Source organism: Nonomuraea dietziae (assembly GCF_014195505.1).
GTDB classification, from domain to species: domain Bacteria; phylum Actinomycetota; class Actinomycetes; order Streptosporangiales; family Streptosporangiaceae; genus Nonomuraea; species Nonomuraea roseola.
Genome location: NZ_JACIBV010000001.1, coordinates 5,915,160 through 5,939,370, shown reverse-complemented (window position 1 = coordinate 5,939,370; position 24,211 = coordinate 5,915,160). Strand labels below are relative to the sequence as shown.

Sequence of the window (24,211 nt, the reverse complement as noted above, 5' to 3'; positions counted from 1 at the left end):
TCCGCTCCACGGCGATGAGCGGGAGGAGATGACACAGGGAGGCGGGTTACCGCGACGTAAGCGGTAGTGCCAGGTATACCTCCGCCTCTCGCTTCTGCGCCCGTGTGCCCGAGGGGGACGCTCGGTTGAATGAGGCGCATGACGATCACCGAGACACCGCAGACCGCCGTGGACCGCCGCGCCACCCTTCCGGGACCGTGGGTGGAGGGCGTCAGCCTGATCCTCGGCCCGCTGCTGCTCCTCGCGGGGGTGCTGGCGCGGAGCGGACAAGCCGACTTCTTCCCCGGCCAGCTGGCCGCCTACGCCGCCGAGCCTGGCCGGATGGTCCTCTCCTACAGCCTCTTCGCGGCGGGGACCGTCCTGCTGTGGCCCGCCGTGACCTCGCTGGCCCGCGGGATCGGCGTCACCTGCCCCGGCTGGGCCGGGTGGGGCGTCACGCTGGTGGTTCTCGGGCTGTTCGGCCGGGTCTTCCACGCGGGAGTGAGCCACCTGGCCTTCCAGCTGGTCGACGTCCTCGGCCTCGAGGCCGCGCAGAAGGCCGTCGCCTCCACCTACGGCGCCTTCCACGTCTTCAAGGCGGTCAACGTCTTCATCATGGGCGGCTGGATCGTGCTCGCGGTCGGCGCCTTCCGCGCCAGGGCCATGGGCGTGGGGGCCGTCGGCGTGGCGCGGTGCGTCGCGCTGGCGCTCGCCGCAGGGCTGCCGCTGGGCGTGCTCAAGGGCAGCAGCGACCCGATCTCCGTCGCCGCCCTCCTCGGCCTCGCCTTCGCCCTGGTCCCCCTCGGCGTCACCGTCCTGCGGCAGGCGCCCGCTCCCAGGTGGTGGGCCGTCGCGCTGACGATCGCCCTGGTCCCCGCCGCCTTCCTCCTGGGCGTCTCCGGCTGACGACCGTCGCGATGGACACCCGGGCGCGCCGAGCCACCTCGTGGATGGTCATATCCATATCCTTTTATAACTGTAAGCGCTTTCACAGTAAGGTGCGAAAGCGCTGACAAAGGGCTTTTCCGCCGCTGGCCGAAGACGGTGCAAAGAGAAGGTGAAACAAAGGTCGCCGACACGGCGACTTCGATTCAGGCCACCGTCGGCAGCCTGCGGTCCAGCCCGGTGGTGTGCAGAAGCCGGGCCATGTACGGCAGCGCCCCCGTCAGCGCGAGCGTGATGCCCATCAACCTGGCGCGACGCTGGATGCCCACCAGGACGCCGAGACCCGAGGTGTCGCAGAACGTCACTCTCGACAGGTCGAGGACGAGCAGGCTGGAGCTGCGGCGCAACTCCCCGAGCAGCCGCTCCCTCAGGGCGGCGCTGCTGAAGATGTCGATCTCGCCGGACAGCCGGACGGTCGTGGCCGGGGCCGAGGTGTCGAAGACGTTCATGGGTGCTCCGATCGGAGAGATGAGACGCCTGCGCGGACCTCGTGCACGAGATCGACGGGCCGCCGTCGGCGGCGGGAGGCGGTGAAGCGGCACGGGCGTCGTGATCGCCTGCTCAGAGGCCGGAAAAGGACCGGAAAAAGGGCCGGATAATCGTCTGTCGCCGCGGGCGACGCGAGCCTGAATGCCAACGCACGAAATGTCCTCGGTCCCCGGAGTCTACCTTGGGAGCGGTTCCGCGGCGGCCCGCGGGAATGCGCGAACCGGCTCGTCCGTTATATGGTGCAGCCGGATTATCCGTGCACGTGGTTTGCTCTCGCACACTCGTGGATGGCATGGGTGTGCCCTGTTTCGTCGAGAGATGGCGCGGTACCGCCGCTGTGACAACCGGTCGGCGGAGCGCGAGCCTGCGATCCGCCCTCATCTCGGACAAGGGAGAGACCACATGGCACAGGGAACTGTGAAATGGTTCAACGATGACAAGGGGTTCGGCTTCATCGCCGTCGACGGCGGTGGTCCCGATGTCTTTGTCCACTTCTCCGCGATCGACGCGGGCGGCTTCCGCAGCCTCGCCGAGAACCATCGCGTCGAGTTCGAGGTGAACCAGGGTGACAGAGGCCCTCAGGCCCAGGCCGTACGACCTGTGTGAGTCCTGGCCGCGTGGCGGCCGCGCCGCCATGGAGCCCTTCCCGTCCCATCGTCGATCGGACCTGCCATGATCATCGTTAGTACTCGACAACCCGGCCTCAGAGCGGGCGCTCGGCCTCTTCCCGCCGACGCCACCGTCGTCCGTCTGCACGGCGACATCGACATCTTCACCAGCCCCGCCCTGCGCGACCTGTTGATCCACGCGCTCGACCAGAGCACGGGCGCACTCGTGTGCGACCTCACCGATGTCGTGTTCTGCGACAGCTCAGGGCTGGCCGTCCTGGTCGGCATGCACCGCCGCGCCCGCGCGCGGGGCGTCGACTTCGGCGTGGCCTCGCCCCGCCCCTACATGGCGACGCTGCTGCACCTCACGGGGCTCGACCGCAGCCTGCCCCTCTACGGCAAGGCCACGACCCTCGTGCCGCCGCCGCGCCGCGCCAGCATATAGACCTCATCCTCTGGCGTACGACGCCAGATGGTCGACGTCGACGAAGCCCGCCGTGTCGAACAGCGACCGGGCGGGTAGTGGCTCGCCCTCGGCGTAGAGCACGATCTCCCTGGCCCCGTTCGCGTAGAGCAGCGCGAGGGCCCGGTCGAGCACGGCCTTGTCGAGCGCGGCGTCGTCGTGGGCGGTGTCCGTGCCGAGCCACCACAGCACCCCCACCCCGTGGGAGGGCGTTCCCGCGACCGCCTCGACCCCGATCTCGTGCTCGGCGACGCTCAGCCACCAGCCCGACGGCCGCACGCAGGCAGCCACCCTCACCGGCGGACCGGTCTGCGCCAGCCCGAGTCCTCCTACCCCGCGGTGCAGGTAGCGCCATGAGTCGCTGCCGGCGAAACCCGCGTGTTCGAGCACCTTGCGCGTGGTCGCGCGGCGGACGCAGGGAAGCGCGCCGAGCCCCGAGGTCAGCGCCGAGGCGACGGTGAACGCATGGACGAAGGAGCACCCCTCCAGACAGTCGAGGGCCCGCTGGACGAGGGCTTCGATCACGGTCGTGTTCTCGTTCCCGTGCAGCCACAGGATGAGTCCCGCGGCGTCGCGTGCCCTGGTCGTGTAGGAGATCACGCCGACCACGTCACCAGAGTCGTCGATCAGCACCTCCGTACGGGGTGGGTCGAGCTCGGCCCAAGGCGACGGATTGTCCACGCACGTCCCCTCGACGGCGTCGGCGAGCATCTGCCCCGAGCACATGGGCTGCCCCGGCAGGCGGTCGGCGTTGACCAGCGCGAGAACCGCCGTCTCGTCGGCCTGCGTGTAGGCGCGCGTCATGGCGAGTCTGGTCTCCGAGGGCGGCTCCTCTGCGGGGCCCCTCGACGCGAGGAGCTCCGCGGCGCAGGCGCCGTTGGAGGGGCGCGCGGCGGCCGCCATCATGGAGGCGGCCCTCGTGGCGGTGGTCTCGGGCGGGACCACCAGCAGGAGGAAGCCGTCGTGGCCGCCGCGGATCACCGTGATCGTCCCCATCGGCGAGGGGAGGTCACCGATCCTGAGGAACCGCCCGGCGATCATGAGGCTGGACGGCACATCGTCCCATGCGTCGTGGTCGACCCTTACGCGGAGGATCGTGCCCAGTCGACGGCCCAGGTCGGTGACGAGGGCGGCGAGCTCGCCGCGCAGGTCGTGGGAGCGAGGCCACCAGGCGCCGTGCAGGACGCCGTCACGGGTCTCTGTCGGCTCCAGCACCAGCCGCACGCCGGCCGAGTCAGTGGTGTGGTTCGGCATCATGACGTGCCGCCTGTCTTCGACTCGTGAGGAGTCGACTGCTGACCGGGGCCTGCGTCGATGCGAATGCCGGCGCACGGAACTTCTCGGTACTGCCACTCTACGCCTGTCAGCGTTTGGCTGGATTTGCAGCTCGGCTGACTACGGAACGTGTTCGCAGGGTAGCTGATCCCGTATGCCGACAGATGTCATCACGCTGATCACCAGCGATCACCGCAAGATAGAGGCCCTCTTCGAGCGGCTGCAGAGCAAGCGCGACAGCAGGGAGGCCGACGTGGCCGAGCTGGCCGCGCTGCTCACCTCGCACGCGCGCGCGGAGGAGGACAGGGTCTATCCCGTGATCCGCGAGGCCGCCCCCGCCGAGAAGGGCGAGGTCCACCACGGCTTCGAGGAGCACAAGGAGGCCGAGATCCTCCTCCACAAGCTCAAGACGGCCAAGCCGGACAGCCCCGACTTCGACAGGGTGCTCATGCAGCTCGTCGAGTCGGTCACCCACCACGTCGAGGAGGAGGAGAACGAGATCCTGCCCGCCCTCGCCGAGGCGGTGGGCACGAAGCGGCTCCAGGAGCTGGGCAGGGCCTTCAAGGAGCGCAGGGACCAGGAGATGCTCGCCCTGAGCGTGCCCGCGCAGAAGGCCGCGCCCGCGCGGAAGGCCGGCCGCCCCGCGCCCGCGCGGAAGGCGGCCCGTGTGCCTGCGCAGAAGTCGAGCGCCGAAGGGGAGCTCACCAAGGAGGAGCTCTACGAGAAGGCCAAGGCCATGGACCTTCCCGGCCGGTCGCGGATGACCAAGACCGAGCTGGAGGCCGCGGTGAGCAAGCGCTCCTGAGCCGCGCGGGGTCGGGAGGCGCGTCGGCTTGTCCCGCGTCTGCCGCGACGACTGGTTCGGCCTCTCTCGGGTAGCTGGTCAGGGCACCAATGGCTCCCAGGGAGGTCTGCCATGGACACCCCTCGTAACCGCGGCCGCACCTCGCCGGTGCAGCTCGCCTCGCTCGTCGTCGGCGCGGTGTTCCTGCTCGTCGGCGTGCTCGGCTTCATTCCCGGCGTCACCAGCGACTACGGTGACCTGCGGTTCGCCGGCCACCACTCCGACGCGCTGCTGCTCGGCGTGTTCCAGGTCTCGATCCTGCACAACATCGTCCACCTGCTGTTCGGCGTCGCCGGCATCCTGCTGGCCCGCACCTGGGCCGGCGCCCGCAACTTCCTCATCGGCGGAGGGGTCATCTATCTGCTGCTGTGGCTGTACGGCATGGTCATCGACCGTGACAGCGCCGCGAACTTCGTGCCCGTCAACGTCGCCGACAACTGGCTGCACTTCGTCCTGGGCGTGGGCATGATCGCCCTGGGCTTCCTGCTGACGAGGGGCCGGGTGCCCACCGCTCGCAAGCACTGAGGATCAGCCGCCCATCCGGCCCTCCTGCTGGCGGTCGGTCTCCATGCCGCTCATCGACGCGCCGCCGTCCTCGGCACGGCCTGCGAGGCCGGGCGTGTAGTAGCGGCGCAGCCAGGCCGCCAATCCGTCGAGCCCTGGCAGGAGCACTCTCTCGGTGACGTTGGCCTGGTCGAGCCGCTCCCTGATCTCGGCCTTGACTTCGGGAGGGATCGACCACGCCCACCACAGGTCCTGGTGCTTGCCGAGCCACTGCTCGACCTGGAACTCGGGACAGGAGATCACCGACAGCACCGACGACTGGTTGACCACCCGCTCGTCCAGTGACGGCGGCTCGAAGAAGGCCAGGAAGGGCTCGTCGCCCAGCGCGTCGAAGCTCGCGAGGTCTTTGGCCTCCCTCGCCAGCATCTCGGTGGTGAAGAGCAGCGCTCCCTCACGATCGAGCATCACGCGCAACGGTTCGGGAAGCAGCCGGTGCGCCGCCGCGCAGTCCACCGCCAGCAGCACGCCGTCGTCGGCGGGCCAGGAGGCGGTCGCGAAGTGCAGAGCCACCAGCGGCGAGAAGGTCCAGTCCAGCAGCCGCGTGGGCAGGCCGTGGTGCTGGCCCAGCGCCAGCCAGTCCCACACGGTCGGGCCAGGCGTCTGGCGATGGGCGTACTTGCGGAAGTTGCGAATGAGGTGCGGCTCGAGGACGGCGTAGTCACCCTGGAGCCTGGCCAGCCCCGACACGTGCGAGTAGCTGCTCTTGGCCAGGCCACGGAAGACCAGCGTCGAGTGCGCGTGGCCCGAACCGTGCCTGCGGTCCACCCCGGCGATCGCGTCGTCGAGCTCTCTCCACGACGACACCTCGACCATTCCCATCGGTCTCCGATGCCCCAACTCTCCGGCTCCACACCTCTGATCAGGCGGATCACTCAGTGATGCGCGCGGCGAGGGCGTGGGTGAGCGCTTCGAGAGCGGTGGCGCAGACCCGCAGATGACGCCCGGCGCCGGTGATCTCGACGAGCCTGGCCGGTTCGGGCTGCAGCGCGGCCAGATAGACCGCGCCTCCGTGGCCGGCGCCCGCGCGGTAGGCGTCGAGCACCACCCTGAGGCCGCTGCTGCCCATGAACGTCAGCTCACCGAGGTCGAACACGAGATGGTCGGAGAGCCGTCGGCGGGCCTGCAGGACGAACGCCTCGAGTTGCGTGTCGTTGGTCACGTCGAGCTGGCCGCCGACCTGGATCAGGGTGACGCCCGGCAGTTGCTGACACGACAGGCTCAACGCCTCCAACTGGACCTCCGGTGGGGGGAGCGCACGGGCGCACGGAGAAGATCCCACGGGCATGACCATCAGGGATGGTACTCGCCCTCGCTCCGTCTGTGAGGTCCACACAGGATGTTCATAGGATTCGGTATCGGATATTTCGGTCCTTACCATAATTGGCATGCGAGCGATCATCATCGGACACAGGGGTGCGGCAGGTCACCGCCCCGAGCACACCGCGGGAAGCTACGAGCTGGCGGTGGCCATGGGCGCCGACTGGATCGAGCCCGACCTGGTGCCCACCAAGGACCACGTGCTGGTCGTCAGGCACGAGAACGACATCTCCTCCACCACCGACGTGTCCCGGCGTCCCGAGTTCGCGGGACGCCGCACCACCAAGATGATCGACGGCCTCGAGGTGACGGGCTGGTTCACCGAGGACTTCACACTGGCGGAGCTCAAGACCCTGCGGGCGGTCGAGCGGCTGCCCGAGCTGCGCCGGCGGGCCACCGTGTACGACGGCGTCCACGAGGTGATGACCTTCCAGGAGGTGCTCGACCTGGCCGAGAGGCTGTCGCTACGGCACGGGCGCGAGGTCGGCGTGTTCCCCGAGACCAAGCACCCCACCTACTTCAGGTCGATCGGACTGCCGCTGGAGGAGCCGCTCATCGAGACGGTCGCCGACAGCCGGCAGGAGCGGATCGTCATCCAGTCGTTCGAGCCCTCCAGCCTGCGCCGGGTGGCCAAGGAGCTGCGGGTGCCGCTCTGGCAGGCGCTCGGCACGGCGGGCCGGCCGTACGACCTGGAGGTCGCGGGGGATCCGGCGACCTACGCCGACATGATGCGTCCCGAAGGGCTCGCGAGAATCGCGGAGTACGCCCAGTGGATCGGCCCCGACAAGTCCTCGGTGATCCCGCTCGGCCCCGACGGCGCCTCGGCGGCACCCACCACGCTGGTGCGGGACGCGCACGCGGCCGGGCTCAAGATCGGTGTCTACACCTTCCGCGACGAGAACCGCTTCCTGCCGGCCGAGCTGCGGCGAGGGCCGCTGCCCTGGGACCACGGCGACGCGCCGGCCGAGTACCGCGCCCACCTCCGTCTCGGGGTGGACGCGTTCGTCACCGACTACCCGGACACCGCCGCCGTGGCGATGACTTGACCTTCCGCGGGAGCGGGGAAGGCGAACATCCGGGCATTTCCCTATGAAAGCCCGATGGAGGTGCGGTCATGGTGGACAGGGCAGAGGCGCGGCGGATCGCCGCGGAGGGCTGGATCTACGGCTTCCCGATGCTGATGAACTACCGGACCATGTACAAGCAGGCGATCGACGTCGACGATCCCCGCTACGTGGGCGGGTTCGGCCGCTTCCGCCACTACGCCGAGCCCTTCACCCCGCACGACATCGACGTGACACTGCCGAACAGCGACACGCCGTTCTCGTGGGCGTGGCTGGCCGTGCGGACCGAGCCGTACGTCCTGACGGTGCCGGCCATCGACCGCTACTACGTGCTGCCCTTCCACGACCTTGACACCTCCTACATCGGCTTCGTCGGATCCAGGGCGACAGGCAAGGGCCCGGGGACCTACCTGATCGCGGGGCCCGACTGGGACCGCTCCACACCCAAGGGCGTCGACCAGGTGTTCCACGCCGACAGCTATCTGGTCGGCGTGCTCGGCCGTACCTACCTGGCCGGCCCCGGCGACGTCAAGGCGCTGCGCGCCGTCCAGCGGAGCTACGACCTGCGCCCCCTGCACACCTACCTCGGCACCGTGCCACCGCCTGCCGTGAGCCACCCCCACTGGCCCACCTGGCGCGAGGACGTGCTCGACAGCGTCGAGTTCTTCACCTACCTGGACTTCCTGCTGCACTTCTTCCCCGTCCTTCCCAGCGAGAAGGGCATCCGCGACAGGCTGGCCTCGATCGGCGTGGACGGCGGGGGCTCCTTCTCCCCCTCGCCCGAGCTGCGCGAGGCGCTGGAGCAGGGCATCGCCGACGGCAGGGACGCGCTGGAACAGGCCGACTCCTCCCCCGACCACTCCGCGAGCTGGTTCGGCACCCGCGCCCAGCACGGCGACGACTACCTGACCCGGGCGGTCGGCGTGGACAAGGGCCTGTACGGCCTGCCGCCCGAGGAGGCCTTCTACGCCGGATGGCTGAAGGACAGCGAGGGCGACAGACCCGACGGCTCGCGCAAGGACTACGTCATCCACTTCCCCGCTGGACGGCTGCCGCCCGTGCGGTTCTTCTGGTCGGCCACGATGTACCACCTGCCCGAGCGGCTGCTGGTGGAGAACCCCATCGACCGCTACTCGATCGGCGACCACACCCCCGGCCTGGTCTACGACGACGACGGCGGGCTGACCCTGTACGTCCAGCGCGACCGCCCGGCCGAGGGCCCGAGCAACTGGCTGCCCGCCCCCGACGGCCCCTTCGTCATCGTCATCCGCATGTACGGCCCCGCCCCCGAGGTGCTGAGCGGCGAGTGGCGCATCCCGAGACTCACACCACGCTGACCGGTCGCCGACGCGGCCACCAGGACCGCTAGCTCGGCGACGGCGAGAGGGCGGGTCCGCGCAGGGCCAGGGCCAGCGCGCCGAGCCCGAGGCAGAGGCCGACCGTGCCCGCGGTCATCAGCGCCACGTCCTGGCTGCCGATGAGGACGCCCGACAGCAGGACGGCGAGGGCGACGGCCACGCCGACCCTGCGCAGGACCGCGGCCAGCACGACGAGCAGGACGATGCCCGCCAGGTAGAGCGAGGGCACCAGACCGTAGAACAGGACGGAGACGCCGGGGTAGGCCTTGAAACCCGCGCTCACGGCGCTCATCGCCTCCCGGTGACCTGCCTGGAAGCCGACGGCCAGGTCGATGACCATCTGGCCGACGAAGCCGCCGACGCCCACCAGCGAGAGCGCCGTGAGAGCGCCCGAGGCGAGCTTGACGCCGGTGCCCGACCCTTCGCTCACCAGGCGGCCGAGCGTCAGGATGACCGGTACGAACGCGACGTAGGCGGCCAAATAGAACACGTGCCCCGCGGTCCACACGGCCAGCGCCTCGCTCCACGGGAGCGAGTGGCTGTAGGGGACCCAGGCCAGTTTCATGACGGCCCAGCCGGCCAGGAGGAGGAGCGGGGCGGCGACGAGCGTGGCCACCGCGGTTCTGTTCGTCATGGTTGAAGTTTCGCGGGCCCGTATCCCCTGGCCCATCGGGGACTTCCCCGGCTGACCCCGAGTCCGTCCCCTACAGGACGGGCGCGGGGACGTACGATCAGCCAATGACCGAAAAGACCGAAACGGCGCCAGGTTGGCTTGCTCCCGAAGAACTGGAGTCCATGCGGGAGCGGTTGCCGATCCTGTATGTCGACGCCGTGCCGGTGCGCCTCGACGACACCGGCATCGTGACCCACGTCGGCCTCCTCCTGCGTATCGGCTCGGACGGCACGGTCAGCAGGGCACTGGTCTCGGGACGGGTGCTCCACAACGAGCGGGTCCGCGACGCGCTGCTGCGCCACCTGGAGAAGGACCTCGGCCCTGTGGCGCTGCCGCACATCCCCGCCTCACCGCAGCCGTTCACCGTCGCCGAGTACTTCCCGACGCCGGGTGTCACGCCGTACCACGACGCGCGCCAGCACGCCGTCTCCCTGGCCTACATCGTTCCCGTCGCCGGCGACTGCCGCCCGCGCCAGGACGCGCTGGACCTCGTCTGGTTCACGCCGGAGGAGGCGGCCTCGCCCATGGTGCAGCAGGAGATGACCGGCGGGCAGGGTGTGCTGCTGAAGCAGGCGCTCGCGCACGTGGGCAGGCTCTACTGATTTCTCAGCGCTGATCTGACCCGAGCAGGGCGCGCAGCGCCAGGTCGGCCACCTGCCGCAGCTCCTCGCGCCCGCGCCCGCCCGCCGCCTGGACGGCGATCCCGTCGGTGATGGTGTGGACCAGTCCCGCCATGACGCCTGGGTCGGCTCCAGGGGGCAGGTCGGTGGCGCGCTCGAGCCGCCTGCGCAGCGCCGCCTCCCCGGCCTTCCTGCGCCCGACCGCGTCCTGCCGTACGGGCGCGGAGTCGGGCCCGCAGGCGTGCACGCTCTTCACGCTGAGGCAGCCGCGCGGCGTGTGGTCTCCCGTCGTCAGCTCGACGGCCCCGAGGACCAGGCGCTCGACGACCTCGCGGCTGGTGGGCGCCTCCAGCGCGTCGGCGGCGAAGGCGCCCGGCCCTTCGAGGTAGCGGTCGAGCACCCTGCCGAACAGCTCCTCCTTGTTGCCGAAGGCGGCGTAGAGGCTGGGCCTGTTGATGCCCATCGCCTCGGTCAGGTCCGACAGCGACGTGCCTTCATAGCCCTGCCGCCAGAACACCTCGAGCGCTCTGTCGAGGGCAGCGTCTGCGTCGAATGAGCGCGGGCGACCGCCTGGCATGCCGTACCCCCTCAGAAATTTTTTACCTATCGGTACATTACCCCTTGAACCCCGGTCTTCGCTGCCCTAGTTTCATACCGACAGGTACACAACTGGTGAGAGGAACGCGCATGATCAGAGTCGGGGTCGTGGGGGCGAGCGGCTGGGCGGGGGCGTCACATCTGCCCGCGCTCGCCGGGCTGGCCGAGTTCGAGGTGACGGCGGTGGCGACCACCAACCAGGCCAGCGCGGACAGGGCGGCCGCCGACCACGGCGTGCGGCACGCCTTCGCCGACGCGGGGAAACTCGCCGCCCACCCCGACGTCGACCTGGTCGTCGTCTCGGTGAAGGTGCCCGAGCACGCCAAGGTGATCAGGGCCGCGCTCGACGCGGGCAAGCACGTTCTCTCCGAGTGGCCGCTGGGCGTGAACGCCGACGAGGCGAGGGAGCTGACCGAGGCCGCCACGGCCGCTGGAGTGGTCCACGCGGTGTGCCTGCAGGGCTACCACTCGCCCGGTGCCCGCTTCGTCGGCGACCTGCTGGCCGAGGGCAGGATCGGCGCGCTGGAATCGGCCGTCATGGTCGCGGCGGGCGATCCCCTGGGCGGCGCGACGATCAGGCCCGAACTGGCCTGGAGCACCGACCCCGCCTTGGGCCAGTCGGTCCTGACGATCATGGCGGGTCACTTCCTGGCGACGCTCGACAGGGTCGCCGGCCGGCTGACAGAGGTCTCCGCGCGCCTTCCCCGCCTGCACGACCAGGTGCTCGTCGCGGGCACCGGGCGGAGCGTTCCCAGCGGCGTGCCCAGCCACGTGCTGCTGCACGGGCTGCTGGAGAGCGGCGCCCACGCGTCGGTCACCGTCCACGGCGGCGACAGGGCCGTGCCCGACGGCTTCCTGCTGAAGTTCGTGGGAGCGAAGGGCACGCTGACCGTCACGCCCGTCCAGCCAGGCATGTTCATGCACTGGGCCGACTGGGAGATCACCCTGGACGGCGCGCCGCTCGCCGTCCCCGAGCGCTACCGATCGACTCCCTCGGGCATCTCCTCCGGCCCCGCCGCGAGCGTCGCGGCCGTGTACCTGGAGATCGCGAGGGCCGTCTCCGAAGGACGTCCGCCGCACCCCGGCTTCGACACCGCACTCCGCCTTCACCGGCTGCTGGCGACCATCGAGCGGTCCGCCTCGACCGGCCTTTCTCAGGAGATCTCATGAATGTTCTGATCATCGGCGCGTCCGGATACATCGGCTCGGCCGTGGCCGCCGCCCTCGCCAAGGCGGGGCACAGGATGTCCGCCCTGCGCGCGGACGTGCCGGGCGACCTGCGCGACCCCTCGTCCCTGGAGTCGGCGGCGAAGGGCTTCGACCTCGTCGTCCACGCGGGCCCTCCCCTCGGTGAGGAGGCGGACCTCGCGGGGGTGGACGCCCTGCTGGCCTCGGGCGCCCCGCTGCTCCACACGACCGGCGCCGCCGTGCTGGGCGGCGGCCTTACCGACGAGGACAGCGAGCCCGACCCGCACCCGCTCGTGTCCTGGAGGGCCGAGGCCGAGCGGCGCGTCCTCGCCGCGGGCGGCAGGGTCATCAGACCCGGTCTGGTGTACGGCAACGCCGGCGGCCTCGTGCACGACCTGCTGGCCCCGAAGTCGGCCGAGCGCGGCGCCGGCGTCTACATCGGCGAGCCAGGGGTGCGCTGGCCCGTCGTGCACGTCGAGGACCTCGCCGCGCTCTACGTCGCCGTCGCCGAGCGCGCCGCCCCCGGCACCGTCTGGCACGGGATGAGCGAGACCGTGCGCCTGGACGCGCTCGCCGGGGTGCTCGGCGACGGCAGGACCGCCTCGTGGCCCGTCGAGGAGGCCGCCGCCGAGCTGGGCCGCCTCGCCGACCTCTTCACCAGGGACCAGCAGGTCTCCTCGGAGAAGACCAGACGGATCCTCGGCTGGCGCCCCGCCCACACCTCCATGCTCGGCCATCTCCTCAGCGAAGGCTGGTGAAGAAGGCCCGCACGTCGCCCGCGAGGACCGCGGGCACCTCGTGGGCGGCGTAGTGGCCGCCGGTGTCGTAGGTGTTCCACTGCGCGATGTTCTTGTGGTCGCGCTCGGCGAAGCGGCGGATCGACTGGAAGTCGTTGGCGAATCCGGCCAGCCCGATCGGCACGGTGGTCGGCTCCGCGGGGTGCTCGGCCTTGGCGTCCTCGAAGTACAGGCGGATGGAGGAGCCCGCGGTGCCGTAGAACCAGTGGATCGCGATGTTGGTCAGGGTGAAGTCGCGGTCGAGGTGGCCGCCGATGAGCTGGCCCATCCAGCCGAGCAGCCCGGCGGGCGAGTCGGCGATGGCGTGGGCCAGGGTCTGCGGCGACTGCGACTGCAACTGGTTGAAGGCGCCCATGTTCTCCCAGAACCACTGCAGGTGCGCCATCGCCGCCTGCTCCTGCTCGGTCAGGTCCTGCAGCTCGGCCGGGTCGCCGGAGGGGAAGGAGAAGATCTGGGTGACGTGCACCCCGACGACGTGCTTGGAGTCGACCCTGCCGACCTCGGGTGAGACGAACGAGCCCGCGTCGTTGCCGACCGCGCCGTAGCGCTCGTAGCCCAGGCGGGCCATCAGCTCGGCCCACGCCCTGGCGATCCTGAAGCGGTTCCAGCCCTTCTCCTTGGTCGGCCCCGAGAACCCGAAGCCGGGCATTGAGGGGATGACCAGGTGGAAGTCCTGGGAGAGGTCCTCGATCACGTCGAGGTACTCGACGACCGTGCCGGGCCAGCCGTGCGTGAGGATCAGGGGCAGCGCGTCCTGCTTGGCGGAGCGCACGTGGATGAAGTGGACGTTCTGCCCGTCGATCTCCGTCGTGAACTGCGGGTGGGCGTTGAGCTTGGCCTCCCACGCGCGCCAGTCGTAGCCGGTGCGCCAGTAGTCGACCATCGACCTGACCCACTCGACGCTCACGCCGTAGTCGGAACCCGCGCCCTCGACCTCGTCGGTGAAGCGGGTCAGCGCCAGCCGCGCCTGCAGGTCGTCCAGGTCGGCCTGGGGGATCTCGACGCGGAAGGGGCGAATCTCAGCCATGATGGTTCCTCTCCAACTTCCGGAACGGTTTGTTCTGTTCCAACTATAGCAGAACGGAATCATCCATTCCATAGTTTGGCGACAGCGATCCCATGGCCGTGCAAGGAGCATGACCGGACCGCGCTCTTGGCGCATCCGTCACTCAAAGCGATCAGAAAGATGGCACGCGTGGATCGAGGCGGCGGTGGAGTCGGGGCTCAGCGCCGCGCGGACCGTCCACCTGGCAGCGTGACGGCGGCGTAACGGCGTAGCCATGCCGCGGCCTCCGCCACGTCGGCGGAGGCCATGGCGCAGGCGGCCAGATGGGCCCGCACCGAGTCGCGCAGCCACGGCGGCGCCGCCCCCGCCTCCTCCAGCCTGGCCTCGATCGCGCGCAGCCGCTCGGCGCACTCGGACAGCGCGAGCGCGTCCTCCCGTAGGACGGCGGCGTGTCCGGCGATGTCCTCTGGTACGGCGCTCATGCCGGTGCTCCGTTCAGCCGGTCGACAGGGGGACTGCGGTGTCCGTCAGGCTCTGGCGGCGCGGGGCCGTCACGCACAGCAGCGGGCGGGCGCCGTCGAGGCCCAGCTCGCTCAGCCGGACGGCCAGCGGGTGCGCCGACCGGGCGACGGCCAGCCGCGCGCTCGGCGCGGGATGCAGGCGCGCCCAGCCACGGGTCCGCACGCAGGCGCGCAGCGTGGCCGCCTGCCCGCTCACGTAGCCGACCAGGTCGCTTTCGCCGACCGGCGCCCACGGGCCGAGCCGTCCGCGCAGTCGCAGCAGGCCGCCGACCTCGACGTCCACGCTTCCGCCCGCGAGCCCGAAGCCCACCGGCAGCACGTACGGCTCGCCGCCCCACACCAGGGAGGCCGCGCCCGCGACGCGCTCGGCGTCGACCACCGAACCCGCCAGGTGGAGGCCGGAGCGCCGCCGGTCGGCCCCGCGCAGCAGGTCGGGCCAGACCAGGAGCGACCGCGAGCGCCAGGGATCGGCGACGACGACCCCGAGATGGAGCTCGCGGTAGGCGCCGAGGCTACTGCGCCTGTTCCACGCCGCGTGCACGACGACGAGCGCCCTGCCGCCGGCCCTGACCGCCTGGCCGAACCCCGTCCCTTCCAGCAGCAGGTCCGCCGCCGCGGGGTCGGCGCCGAACCACGCGGTCAGCGCGCTGCCGTCCTGACACCTGACCGGCAACTCGACGCCCTCCTCCATGCGGGTGGGCACGGTCAGGAAGGGGAAGCCCTCGGGGTGGGGAGCCCGGTCGAACAGCAGGTAGGCCTGCTCACGCACGACGGGCCCCCGGTAGGCGGACAGGGCCGTGTCGATCCGCCCGCGCTCCTCTGGCAGGTCGGCCACCAGGTTGGCGAGGTAGTGCTCGATGCTGTGGCAGAGCGGGAACAGGTGGGTCGAGTCGAAGTAGTCGACCACGTACCAGTCGGGGTGCAGCTCGAAGCAGCCGCCCGCGCCCTGGCCGTCGAGGGTGGGGATGATGTCGTGCTGGTTGGTGACGCTCGCCACCCAGGTGCGGGGGTCGGCGGGCCGCTTGAAGTCGACGGGCGCGCCGACGGCGACGACGTGGGTGACGGTGTGACGGGCGCAGAACCCGGCGTCCTGCGCGAGGTTCATGATCGCCGCGCCGCCGGCGCTGTGGCCGATGAGAGCGACCTCTGCGCCCTCGGGCAGCCCGTAGTCCTCGACCGCCCTGCTCAGGGCCCGGCTGTAGGGGCTGCTGTCGAGGACGGCGCTGCTGAAGGCGCCGAGCAGGTCCTGCGGCGAGTCGTTGTCGGGCCGTCCCGCCCGCATGCCGGGGGCCTGGACCACGTGGCGCACCACCCCGTCGGGGCCTTCGACGCTCTGGATCAGGACCCTGCCCGTGGTGCCGAGCTCGGCGATGTTGCCGAGGAAGGCGAGCAGCGAGCCCTCCCTGCCGAGGCTCCCTTCCACCCTGACGCGGCGCGCCGCGCCCTCCCCCTTGTCGAGGACCGCCACGGCCCTGTTGCTCATGCCGGTGATCGGGTCGGCGTTGGCGAAGCCCTTCCCCGTCGCGATCAGCCAGGCGGCGTCGTCGTTGAGCGGGTTCTCGTCGAGCAGCGCCCGCAGGGCGAGCACCTCGCCGAAGACCGGCGCCAGCTGGCTGAGCGCGCGCACCGCGCCGCGGTCCTTGAGCAACGCGCGCAGGGCGCGGACCGCCTCGAGATCGCGGTCGGCCGCCGCGGCCCTCGATCAGCCTGCCCAGCATGGGGTCGGCGACCAGCTCGGGGTGGTCCAGGGCGACGGCGGCGATCCTCAGGCGCAGCGAGGTCGCCAGGATGCGCACGGCCAGGCTCTCCGCCCCCGCCATCGCGCCGAACTTGGCGGCGACGCCGGCGATCCTGCCTCCCGAGAACGCGCAGCCCAGGCCGTCGGGGTTGGTCAGCGCTCGCAACAGGGCGCTGTGGGTGAGACAGGCGACGGTGAGGGCGCGTGGCATCGCCGCCAGGGTCGCGCGGCCGGTGAGGGCGGCGGTGGCGTGGGCCGACGCCTCCCGCACGCGGATGCCCACCTCGACGAGGTCGCGCGCCGCCGCCCGCAACGCCTCGCCTGCGGCCTCCTCCCCCTGGTCGCGCCCTGCCCCTGGCGCGGGACCCGGTGGAGGGGCGGAGGTCACGGGTGCCCCAGCCGGGTCATGGCGACGCGGCGCGGTGTGGGGTCCTCGGGGGTGTTGCGGCGCACGACGTCGGCCAGCCTCCTGGTGGCCGCGATGATCCTCATGCCCTGGGGCGAGAAGGTGGCGGAGTTGAAGATCCGGGGCGCCAGCAGCGGGTTGGTCAGCGCCTGGGAGAAGGCGTCGATGGCGATGATCTTGGTCAGCAGCGGCGGCAGCATCGCGTCGGGCGAGCCGGGCTCCTCGGCGAACAGCCCCACGTAGAGGTCGAGGTCGTCCACGCTTCTGTAGAGCGATCTCAGCCCCTCGACCACCCGAGGATCCCCCGACACGTGCTCGAACCTGCGGACTCTGGGGAAGCGGCAGTGCTCCCTGTAGCTGTTGTAGGGCGCGAGGGCCAGCGCCCGCGAGTCGGCGATGCTGGCGACGTCCACCTCACGCAGCAGCGGGTCGGTGTTGAACAGCCCGATGCGCCCGGCCCGCTGCCTCGAGGCCTCCTCGAAGAGCCTGGCGAGCCCCGCCTCGGGCAGGAGCGGGCCGCCGAGCAGCGTCTGCGCCATCGGCAGCTCCCTGCCGCCGACCGTGAGCGTGGAGGGGATCAGGCCGTGCCAGCGGTAGACGAGGTTGAACTCCACCGAGGCCCAGTTCTCGCGGTGCCACGGCGCGCGGGCCAGCGCGGCCGACAGCCGGGGGTCCAGGGTGAAGCGGAAGTGGTAGGGAGTGATGTGGTTGATGTACTCCTCGACCACCAGCTTGATGAGCAGCACGATGAGGATGTTGCGCGCCGTCTGGAAGAGCCTTTCGTCGTCCCAGCGCGGATGGTTCTCCGCCAGCACGCGGGCCACCCTGTTGTGCTCGCGCAGGAACAGCACCGTGAGCATGGTGAAGCCGATCTGGATGTTGCCCCTGTCGCTGCCGGTGGCGAACAGGGTGTCGCGCTGGGCCTCGGTGAGCTCGCCGAAGCGGATCACGCTGAGCGCGGCGAACTCCGGCTTGATCTTGCCGTGTTCGCACAGGTGGGGAGGGAACTCGCCGCCGTTGATGATCTGGCTCTTGAGCCGCCCGCCCTCGAAGGTGCGCAGCGCGGCGGTGGCCGCGGGGTACAGGCCGTAGACCTGGTTGAGGTCGATGTGATGGTTGGAGGTGTTCTTGCGCGGGTCGCGCGGCACGTTGGTGTCGCCGCGCAGGAAGCCGTCGGTGAACCACTGGGCGAAGTAGGCGAACAGCACGGTGGAGCGCGGGCAGTGGATCATCTCCTCGCCCCTGGCGAACAGGCTCGCCGCCTGCTCGGGGGTGGGCCTGCCCTCGTCGCCGTGGTGCGGCGCCACGTGCCTGCCGCTGTAGGTGCGGTCGGTGAGGGAGGCCCACGAGGTGTAGTCGGCCATGGTGCTCAGCGGCTCGGGCCTGGGCGGCATCTCGCGGACGGCCAGGTCGATCAGCGCGGCGTTGACGCGGCGCCTGAGGGGTTCGACGCTCTGGACGAGCTCCCAGAACGGCCGCCCGCGCGTCAGTGCCAGGAACCTGAGCCTGTTGACGACTCCGTCGGTGGCGATGCCGCGTGCCGTCATCACGCCTCCAACCCGAGGACGAACCGGTCGGGGAAGATCCCGTTGGCGCGGGTGACGCCTTCGATCACCCGCACGCCCGGCCGCAGCAGCAACCGCCGTACGGCTTCGCAGATGACCGCCCTGGCCGGATGCACGCCGAGGCACGCGTGATGGCCGTAGCCGAAGAACAGCTGGTGGTGGCGGGGACGGTCGAGACGGAACTCGTCGGGCTCGTCGAGCACGGCCTCGTCGAACATCGCCGAGGCGGGCGCGGCCAGCACGAACGTTCCCGCGGGGATCACGGTGCCCGCCAGCTCGTAGTCGCGCTCGCAGATGCGGGGAAGCAGTTTGAAGAACGGGTTGAACCGCAGCGCCTCCCACACGTAGCGGTCGAAGTCGTCGTCGGTCACGGCCCGAGCGAGAACCTCGGGGCGCAGCAGCAGCTGCTCGGTCGCCTCAACCATCGCGCCGGGGCCGCTCTCGACGAATCCGAGCGGCAGCCCCGCCATGTTGACGACGACCCGCTCCTCGTCGAGGCCGCTCGCCACCAGCCTGGCGAACACATCGCCAGAAGGGCCCCGCCCCGCTCTCCGCGCCTCGAGCTCATCGCGCAGATAGGCGGTCATCTCCGCGCCCGCCTCGACCGAGGCGGCCCTGGACGGCGGGATCGCCGAGGTAGTTGGCGAAGCAGTCGGTGATGATGGTCCTGGTCCATCGGGACAGCGTCTGCGGATCAGGGCCTGGCAGGCCGAAGTACTGCGCGCACACGCCCAGCGCCACGGGCCTGAACAGCTCATGGACCACCTCGATCTCGCCCCGCGCCGCGGCCGCGTCGAGCGCCTCGTCGGCCAGGCGGCCCGCCAGCTCGCGCACCCCCGCCACGTCGCCGGGGTCGAGCACGAACTGCATGATGCCCTTGTCCCGCCAGTTCATGGCGGTGGCGTCCCTGCCGAGCATGAAGGGCCCGCCCAGCGCCGCGTCGAGGCGAGGGCCGAAGGCCCTGACGGTGAAGACCTCCTCGCGCGAGAGCACCTCGGTGACGTCGGCGAAGCGGGTCACGACCGTGAGGACGGGGGTGGCGAAGACCGGCCGCCGCTCGCGCAGCTCGGCGAACAGCTCCCGCCACTCGGTCCGCATCCACTCCCTGACCAGGCCGAACGCGGCCATCGGGTCGCGTGCCAGCGTCTCGTCGTACTTCTCCAGATGGCCCATGTGGCTATGGAGCCACATACTGGGGTGACTACCCAATGGAGTGTTATGACTCCTGTGAGTGATTGATTCGTGGCTTCCAGGCAACTGACGTGACGAGGGGGACGCCCGTTGAATCGGGGACGTGAACCCGGAGACCGTCTCGGTCAGCACTGGCCGACGCACCGCCTACCTGGTCGTCCTCGTCCTGGCGCCCCCACTGCTGCTGGCGCTCGCGGTGCCGGCGGTGTGGGGGTGGGGCATCGGCGTGCGCGATCTGCTCATCGCGGCGGTGATGTACCTGGTCAGCATCTTCGGCATCGCCATCGGCTACCACAGGCTCTTCACCCACAGGTCGTTCAGGTGCGCCAGGCCGTTGCGGATCGCGCTCCTGCTCGCGGGCGGGATGGCGGTGGAGGGTCCGGTCACGCTGTGGGCCGCCGAGCACCGCCGCCACCACAAGTACGCCGACAGGCAGGGCGATCCCCACTCCCCCTGGTGTTACGGCGACAGCGGCCTGGCCCTGCTGCGCGGCATGGCCCACGCGCACGTCGGCTGGTTCTACAGCGCCCGCCTGCGCTCCAACCGCAGGCACTGGGTGCCCGACCTGCTGGCCGACCCCGACGTGCGGCGGTTCGACGCCTGGTATCCAGGGGTCGTGGCGCTGTCGTTCGCGCTGCCCGCCCTGGCCGGCGGGCTGCTGTCGATGTCGTGGGCGGGCGCGTGGACCGGGTTCTTCTGGGGCGGCCTGGTCCGCTACGCCGTCGTGCACCACGTCACCTGGTCGGTCAACTCCGTCGCCCACACCTTCGGCGAGCGGCCGTTCACCACCAGGGACCGCTCCTCGAACGTGCGATGGGTGGCGATGCTGACGCTCGGCGAGGGCTGGCACAACTGGCACCACGTCGAGCCGACCTGCGCCAGGCACGGGGTGCTCAGGGGCCAGCTCGACCCGAGCGCGCGGCTGATCCGCTGGTTCGAGCAGGCAGGATGGGCCTACGGCGTGCACTGGCCCGACCCCTCCCGCCTGGCCGTCAGGGCGACGACAAGGCAGCGGCCGCCGGGCTAGAGGCGCCTGCGCAGGAACGCCTCGGCGGTTGCGAAGCCCGCGACGACGTCCGCGGCGGGCCGCCGCTCCCTGACCATCCCCACCGCCTGGCTCGCGTAGATGTAGGCGAGGTCGAAATCCTCGTCCGCGCGTGCCTGCGCGAGCACGGCGACCGCCTCGTCGTCGAGTTCCTCCTCCCTGCCCTCCCACTGGTCGAAGAAGGCGTTGCGGAGGGCGCGGCCGCCGTACTCGGGTGGCCAGCCGAGCCGCTGGGCCACGTCGAAGACGCGCCCGTAGGCGGTGGAGGTCTCGTCCGCGGCCAGGATGCGCTCCAGCGCGGCCGCCGACACGGTCGCCTCCTGGCAGGCCATGAAGGCGGTGCCGGCCCACGCTCCCTCGGCTCCGGCCGCCAGCACGGCGGCCAGCCCGCGCCCCGTGGCCAGGCCGCCGGCGGCCAGCACCGGGATCCGCACCGCGTCGAGCACGCCTTCCAGCAGCGGCAGGGTGGCGACGTCGTTGCGCCCGTGACCTCCGCCCTCGCCGCCCCTCGCCACGACGGCGTCGACGCCCGCCTGCTCGGCCGCCCGCGCCTCGTCCGTGGTGCCCGCCTGGGTCACCACGGTGATGCCCGCCTCCCTGAGCGGCCCGACGTAGCGGTCGTAGGGCCCGAAGCTCACGGACACCAGCGCGGGCCTGGCCGCCAGCACGGCGTCGAACTGCTCGGGGTTGCCGGGCAGCGCCCAGGCCATGAGCCCGATCCCGTACGGCAGGCCGCTCCCCGCCGCGACGGCCGCCTGCTCGGTGATCCACTGTGCCGGGGCGGAGGCCGCCACGCCGATCATGCCGAGCGCCCCCGCCCGCGAGATCGCCGCCGCGAGGCGGCCTCCGCCGACGCCCGCCATCGGCGCCCCTATGAGAGGAACCGTGCGGTCGAAACGATCAGTCAGCCACGTTCTCATCACATGACCCACCATGCCCGATGTCGCGGCTGATGGTGGCGATGGTGTCGTCGACCCACTCGATCGTGGTGCGCGCGTGCCTGAGCCCGTGGTCGAGCGCGTACCGGCCGAACGCCTTGCTCCCGTGCTGGTCGCAGAGCGTCTCCAGCATCGCGACCTTCTCGACATAGCGCTCACGCAGGCGTTCCAGCGCCGCCACCGCGTCCGCGGGGTCGAGCACGGGAAGCAGGAACGCCTGCAGCGCGCTCTCGCTCCTGACCGTGAGACTCGGCGTCTGCTCGAGGAGCCATCCGCGCAGCTGCGCCGAGCCCTCCTGCGTGATCGCGTAGACCTTGCGTCCCCTGGCACCCTCGGCCTCGACGGTGACCAGCCCGTCGGCGGCCATCTTCACCAGTTCCGGATAGATCTGGCTGTGCCCGGCCTGCCAGACGTAGTTGAGCGTGGACTCGAACGATTTGGCCAGGTCGTAGCCGCTGGAGGGGCCCGAGGCCCGCAGCAGGCCGAGCAGTGCGATCCGTAGGGACATGGGCACAGGATATCTAAGTTTTGACATGTAAATTCTTACATGTCACGCTCGACATATGCTGCTCCTCCTCGCCGTACTCGGCGGCATGTTCCTCGCCATGCTCGATCAGACGATCGTGGGCACCGCGCTCCCTCAGATCACCGCGGACCTGGGCGGCACCGGCCTCTACACCTGGGTGGTCACCGCCTACCTCCTGACCTCCACCGTGACCGTCCCCCTGTACGGCAGGCTCTCCGACCAGTACGGCCGCAAGCCGCTGCTGCTCATCGGCGTGGTGGTCTTCCTCGCCGGGTCCGCGCTGTGCGGCCTGGCCCAGGACATGCCCCAGCTCATCGCCTTCAGGGCGCTGCAGGGCCTGGGCGCGGGCGCGCTGCTCCCGCTCTCGCTCGCGCTGGTCATCGACCTGTTCCCTGCCGAGCGCGGCGCGAAGGTCCAGGGCGCGATCGGCGGCGTGATGGCGTTGAGCTACCTCGCGGGACCGTTCCTCGGCGGCCTGTTCACCGACTACGCCAGCTGGCGGTGGGCCTTCTACGTCAACGTGCCGATCGGCGTGGTGCTGATCGCGATCATCGCCTGGCGGCTGCCGTACCTGAAGGGCACGGGCCGGGTCAGGCCCGACTACCTCGGCATCGCGGTGTTCACCGTCGCGATCACCGCGCTGCTGCTCGGCCTGACCGAGAAGGGCCTCGACGGCAACGACTGGACCTCTCCCGCGGTCGCGGGACCGCTGCTGGTCTCGCTCGCCGCGCTGGTGGCGTTCGTGCTGGTGGAGCTACGGGCCGAGCACCCCATCATGCCGATGGAGCTGTTCGCCGACCGCACCTACGCCATCGTCAACGTGGCCTCGTTCTTCACCGCCTTCTGCATGTACGCGGGGGTGGTCTTCCTGCCGCGCTACTTCCAGGAGGCGCTGGGGCTCAGCGCCACGGAGTCGGGCCTGCGCGTCTATCCGCTGATGCTCGCGATGGTGTTCGGCAGCGGCCTCGTCGGCGCGGTGATCTCCAGAACGGGGCGCTACAAGCCGTCACTCGTCGTCGCGCCGTTCCTGCTGGTCGCAGGCAGCCTGCTGACCGCGAACCTCGCCCTCGGCACCTCGGGCGTGGCGCTGGCCGCCTGGATGGCGCTCATCGGCCTGGGCATGGGCCCGATGCTCTCGGGCCTGACCGTCGCCATCCAGTCCTCGGTCGCGCCGCAGCACATCGGCACCGCCTCGGCCAACCTGACCTTCTTCCGCCAGATCGGCGGCTCGGTCGCGCTGGCGATCGGCGGCACCGCCTACGGCTCGGTGGTCGCCGGCGACGCGCCCGTGCACGGCCTGCCGGCCGCGCACGCCGCCGCGTCCGCCACCGTCATCCCCTGGCTGGGCGTCTCGGGCGCGGTGATCGCCCTGATCGCGCTGCTCGCCCTGCCGGGCGGCGCCGTCGTGCGCAGGCAGGCCAGGCCCCTGGTGACCGCCGACAGCTGACCTACTGCAGGCGGTCGATGGCCGCCGACAGCCGCCGCAGCGCCTCCAGGATGGCGGCCCACTCCTCCTCGCCCAGTTCCTCCGCCAGCCGCGCCGCGAGGGCGGCGTGGCCTGGCGTGATCTTCTCGACGGCCGCCCTGCCCTCGGGGGTCGGCCGCAGCAGCTTGGCCCTGCGATGGGCGGGGTTGGGCTGGTACTCCGCCAGCCCTCTCTCCACCAGCAGGTCGGCGATGCGCTGCACCCCCTGGCGGGTCATCCCCATCACCCTGGCGATGCCCGCGACCGGCAGCGGCTCGTGGAGCACCGCGCCGAGCACCTGCCACCATGAGGCGGTCAGGCCCGCCGGCCTGGCCAGCTCCTCCGAGACCTCGAGGAACTGGCCGTTGAGCCGGAAGGTCGTCAGCGCGGTCGCGGACAACAGCTCTCCCCTGTCGCTCATGAGCCCATCATGACCTCGGCGGCCGCCGGGTCGCTGTACTTGAAGAGCCTGAACCACGCGTCGAGCATGTCGGGCTTGTAGACGTCGAGCCTGCCGAGGATCTCGCGGGCGAAGGCGACGGGCTCGGTCGGCCCTGCCGTGATGAGGTCGCCGCCGGTCACCGCGTCGGCCTCCACGTAGCGCGCGGCGCCGCCGTAGCCCTCCTGGGCCAGCAGGTAGCCGTCGACGGCGCTGGTGTGGTCGCGCTCGTCGAGCAGCCCGGCCCGCGCCAGGCCCGCGACCGCGCCGCAGATGGCCGCGACCGGCACACCCTCGGCCAGGAACTCGCCCGCCTTCGCGGCGAACGCGCGCAGGTCGTCTCCGGCGTCCCACAGCTCCGCGCCCGGCAGGATCAGCATCGCGCTGTCGGCGGGAGAGAGCGAGTCGAGCGTGATGTCGGGGAGGATGCGCATCCCGCCCATGGTCGTGATCGGGTCGAGCGTCTCGGCGACGGTGACGACGTCGTACTGCTCTCCACGCAGGTGCGCGGTCGCGTACCCGGTCTCCCAGTCGGCGAGGGTGTTGTAAACGGCGAGGTGAACGATTCGCTTCATGACAACATCTTGTCA

General features: G+C 70.9%; 28 protein-coding genes. 12 read left to right on the top strand and 16 right to left on the bottom strand.

Going from position 1 to position 24,211, the window contains the following annotated elements; all coding sequences use genetic code 11:
- Positions 1–138 precede the first annotated feature (138 nt).
- Positions 139–885: a hypothetical protein gene (locus FHR33_RS28450; RefSeq protein ID WP_183653931.1), complete on the top strand. Its 747-nt coding sequence runs from the start codon at positions 139–141 to the stop codon at positions 883–885.
- 185 nt (positions 886–1,070) lie between these two features.
- Here FHR33_RS28450 and FHR33_RS28445 read toward each other — a convergent pair whose 3' ends face one another.
- Positions 1,071–1,373 carry an STAS domain-containing protein gene (locus FHR33_RS28445; protein ID WP_183653928.1) on the bottom strand — a complete coding sequence of 101 codons (303 nt, stop codon included), beginning with the start codon at positions 1,371–1,373 and terminating at the stop codon, positions 1,071–1,073.
- A gap of 442 nt (positions 1,374–1,815) precedes the next feature.
- Between FHR33_RS28445 and FHR33_RS28440 the strand changes: the two genes are divergently transcribed.
- Complete coding sequence (locus tag FHR33_RS28440) at positions 1,816–2,019, top strand: cold-shock protein (RefSeq protein WP_183653925.1); 204 nt, start codon at positions 1,816–1,818, stop codon at positions 2,017–2,019.
- Between the two features lie 66 nt (positions 2,020–2,085).
- Positions 2,086–2,466 (top strand): STAS domain-containing protein, encoded by a 381-nt coding sequence (locus tag FHR33_RS28435; protein WP_183653922.1) that lies wholly within the window; start codon positions 2,086–2,088, stop codon positions 2,464–2,466.
- A 3-nt stretch (positions 2,467–2,469) separates the two neighbouring features.
- Here the strand turns inward: FHR33_RS28435 and FHR33_RS28430 are convergent, their stop codons facing one another.
- Complete coding sequence (locus FHR33_RS28430) at positions 2,470–3,741, bottom strand: DUF5994 family protein (protein ID WP_183653919.1); 1,272 nt, start codon at positions 3,739–3,741, stop codon at positions 2,470–2,472.
- Between the two features lie 172 nt (positions 3,742–3,913).
- On the opposite strand from FHR33_RS28430, the gene FHR33_RS28425 reads away from it, so the two are divergent.
- Entirely contained in the window at positions 3,914–4,564 is a 651-nt protein-coding gene (locus FHR33_RS28425) for a hemerythrin domain-containing protein (protein WP_183653916.1), read from the top strand.
- A gap of 111 nt (positions 4,565–4,675) precedes the next feature.
- Positions 4,676–5,128 (top strand): DUF4383 domain-containing protein, encoded by a 453-nt coding sequence (locus FHR33_RS28420; protein ID WP_183653913.1) that lies wholly within the window; start codon positions 4,676–4,678, stop codon positions 5,126–5,128.
- 3 nt (positions 5,129–5,131) lie between these two features.
- On the opposite strand, the gene FHR33_RS28415 is transcribed toward FHR33_RS28420, so the two are convergent.
- Complete coding sequence (locus FHR33_RS28415) at positions 5,132–5,986, bottom strand: FRG domain-containing protein (RefSeq protein WP_183653910.1); 855 nt, start codon at positions 5,984–5,986, stop codon at positions 5,132–5,134.
- A 49-nt stretch (positions 5,987–6,035) separates the two neighbouring features.
- Positions 6,036–6,398 (bottom strand): STAS domain-containing protein, encoded by a 363-nt coding sequence (locus FHR33_RS28410; RefSeq protein ID WP_183653907.1) that lies wholly within the window; start codon positions 6,396–6,398, stop codon positions 6,036–6,038.
- Between the two features lie 154 nt (positions 6,399–6,552).
- Here FHR33_RS28410 and FHR33_RS28405 point away from each other — a divergent pair, with 154 nt between their 5' ends.
- Together FHR33_RS28405 and FHR33_RS28400 are read left to right on the top strand one after the other, a co-directional pair.
- Complete coding sequence (locus FHR33_RS28405; RefSeq protein ID WP_183653904.1) at positions 6,553–7,530, top strand: glycerophosphodiester phosphodiesterase family protein; 978 nt, start codon at positions 6,553–6,555, stop codon at positions 7,528–7,530.
- A gap of 68 nt (positions 7,531–7,598) precedes the next feature.
- The gene (locus FHR33_RS28400) at positions 7,599–8,885 is read left to right on the top strand and encodes a DUF1254 domain-containing protein (RefSeq protein WP_183653901.1); all 1,287 of its coding nucleotides are present in this window, start codon (positions 7,599–7,601) and stop codon (positions 8,883–8,885) included.
- 28 nt (positions 8,886–8,913) lie between these two features.
- Here FHR33_RS28400 and FHR33_RS28395 read toward each other — a convergent pair whose 3' ends face one another.
- Positions 8,914–9,540: a hypothetical protein gene (locus FHR33_RS28395; protein ID WP_183653898.1), complete on the bottom strand. Its 627-nt coding sequence runs from the start codon at positions 9,538–9,540 to the stop codon at positions 8,914–8,916.
- Positions 9,541–9,644: 104 nt separating this feature from the next.
- Between FHR33_RS28395 and FHR33_RS28390 the strand changes: the two genes are divergently transcribed.
- Positions 9,645–10,181, top strand: a complete 537-nt coding sequence (locus tag FHR33_RS28390; RefSeq protein ID WP_183653895.1) for an NUDIX hydrolase family protein — start codon at positions 9,645–9,647, stop codon at positions 10,179–10,181.
- A gap of 4 nt (positions 10,182–10,185) precedes the next feature.
- Here FHR33_RS28390 and FHR33_RS28385 read toward each other — a convergent pair whose 3' ends face one another.
- Entirely contained in the window at positions 10,186–10,776 is a 591-nt protein-coding gene (locus tag FHR33_RS28385) for a TetR/AcrR family transcriptional regulator (RefSeq protein WP_183653892.1), read from the bottom strand.
- Between the two features lie 110 nt (positions 10,777–10,886).
- Between FHR33_RS28385 and FHR33_RS28380 the strand changes: the two genes are divergently transcribed.
- Together FHR33_RS28380 and FHR33_RS28375 are read left to right on the top strand one after the other, a co-directional pair.
- Positions 10,887–11,966: a Gfo/Idh/MocA family protein gene (locus FHR33_RS28380; RefSeq protein ID WP_183653889.1), complete on the top strand. Its 1,080-nt coding sequence runs from the start codon at positions 10,887–10,889 to the stop codon at positions 11,964–11,966.
- A complete protein-coding gene (locus FHR33_RS28375; protein WP_183653886.1) occupies positions 11,963–12,742 on the top strand; it encodes an NAD-dependent epimerase/dehydratase family protein in 780 nt (259 codons plus the stop codon). The genes FHR33_RS28380 and FHR33_RS28375 overlap by 4 nt, the downstream gene beginning before the upstream one ends.
- Here FHR33_RS28375 and FHR33_RS28370 read toward each other — a convergent pair.
- From FHR33_RS28370 to FHR33_RS50655, 6 genes are all read right to left on the bottom strand, one after another.
- Positions 12,726–13,808, bottom strand: a complete 1,083-nt coding sequence (locus FHR33_RS28370; protein ID WP_183653883.1) for an epoxide hydrolase family protein — start codon at positions 13,806–13,808, stop codon at positions 12,726–12,728. The two genes, FHR33_RS28375 and FHR33_RS28370, sit on opposite strands and share 17 nt — an antisense overlap.
- A gap of 197 nt (positions 13,809–14,005) precedes the next feature.
- Positions 14,006–14,269 carry a hypothetical protein gene (locus FHR33_RS28365; RefSeq protein ID WP_183653880.1) on the bottom strand — a complete coding sequence of 88 codons (264 nt, stop codon included), beginning with the start codon at positions 14,267–14,269 and terminating at the stop codon, positions 14,006–14,008.
- A gap of 13 nt (positions 14,270–14,282) precedes the next feature.
- Positions 14,283–15,956 carry a lipase family protein gene (locus FHR33_RS28360; protein ID WP_246452152.1) on the bottom strand — a complete coding sequence of 558 codons (1,674 nt, stop codon included), beginning with the start codon at positions 15,954–15,956 and terminating at the stop codon, positions 14,283–14,285.
- A gap of 474 nt (positions 15,957–16,430) precedes the next feature.
- On the bottom strand, positions 16,431–17,999 hold the full coding sequence (locus tag FHR33_RS28355) for a peroxidase family protein (protein ID WP_183653877.1): 1,569 nt from the start codon (positions 17,997–17,999) through the stop codon (positions 16,431–16,433).
- Entirely contained in the window at positions 17,999–18,604 is a 606-nt protein-coding gene (locus FHR33_RS50660) for a cytochrome P450 (protein ID WP_246452151.1), read from the bottom strand. Before FHR33_RS50660 ends, FHR33_RS28355 begins: the two co-directional genes overlap by 1 nt.
- On the bottom strand, positions 18,582–19,190 hold the full coding sequence (locus FHR33_RS50655) for a cytochrome P450 family protein (protein ID WP_246452149.1): 609 nt from the start codon (positions 19,188–19,190) through the stop codon (positions 18,582–18,584). The genes FHR33_RS50660 and FHR33_RS50655 overlap by 23 nt, the downstream gene beginning before the upstream one ends.
- A 121-nt stretch (positions 19,191–19,311) precedes the next feature.
- Here FHR33_RS50655 and FHR33_RS28345 point away from each other — a divergent pair, with 121 nt between their 5' ends.
- Positions 19,312–20,235 (top strand): acyl-CoA desaturase, encoded by a 924-nt coding sequence (locus FHR33_RS28345; RefSeq protein ID WP_312895758.1) that lies wholly within the window; start codon positions 19,312–19,314, stop codon positions 20,233–20,235.
- On the opposite strand, the gene FHR33_RS28340 is transcribed toward FHR33_RS28345, so the two are convergent.
- A complete protein-coding gene (locus FHR33_RS28340; RefSeq protein WP_183653873.1) occupies positions 20,232–21,173 on the bottom strand; it encodes an NAD(P)H-dependent flavin oxidoreductase in 942 nt (313 codons plus the stop codon). The genes FHR33_RS28345 and FHR33_RS28340 overlap by 4 nt on opposite strands.
- Positions 21,154–21,699 carry a PadR family transcriptional regulator gene (locus tag FHR33_RS28335; protein ID WP_183653870.1) on the bottom strand — a complete coding sequence of 182 codons (546 nt, stop codon included), beginning with the start codon at positions 21,697–21,699 and terminating at the stop codon, positions 21,154–21,156. The genes FHR33_RS28340 and FHR33_RS28335 overlap by 20 nt, the downstream gene beginning before the upstream one ends.
- 55 nt (positions 21,700–21,754) lie before the next feature.
- On the opposite strand from FHR33_RS28335, the gene FHR33_RS28330 reads away from it, so the two are divergent.
- A complete protein-coding gene (locus tag FHR33_RS28330; RefSeq protein WP_183653867.1) occupies positions 21,755–23,164 on the top strand; it encodes an MDR family MFS transporter in 1,410 nt (469 codons plus the stop codon).
- Position 23,165: 1 nt separating this feature from the next.
- Here FHR33_RS28330 and FHR33_RS28325 read toward each other — a convergent pair whose 3' ends face one another.
- A complete protein-coding gene (locus FHR33_RS28325; RefSeq protein ID WP_183653865.1) occupies positions 23,166–23,603 on the bottom strand; it encodes a MarR family winged helix-turn-helix transcriptional regulator in 438 nt (145 codons plus the stop codon).
- A complete protein-coding gene (locus FHR33_RS28320) occupies positions 23,600–24,196 on the bottom strand; it encodes a DJ-1/PfpI family protein (protein WP_183653862.1) in 597 nt (198 codons plus the stop codon). The genes FHR33_RS28325 and FHR33_RS28320 overlap by 4 nt, the downstream gene beginning before the upstream one ends.
- Positions 24,197–24,211: the final 15 nt, after the last annotated feature.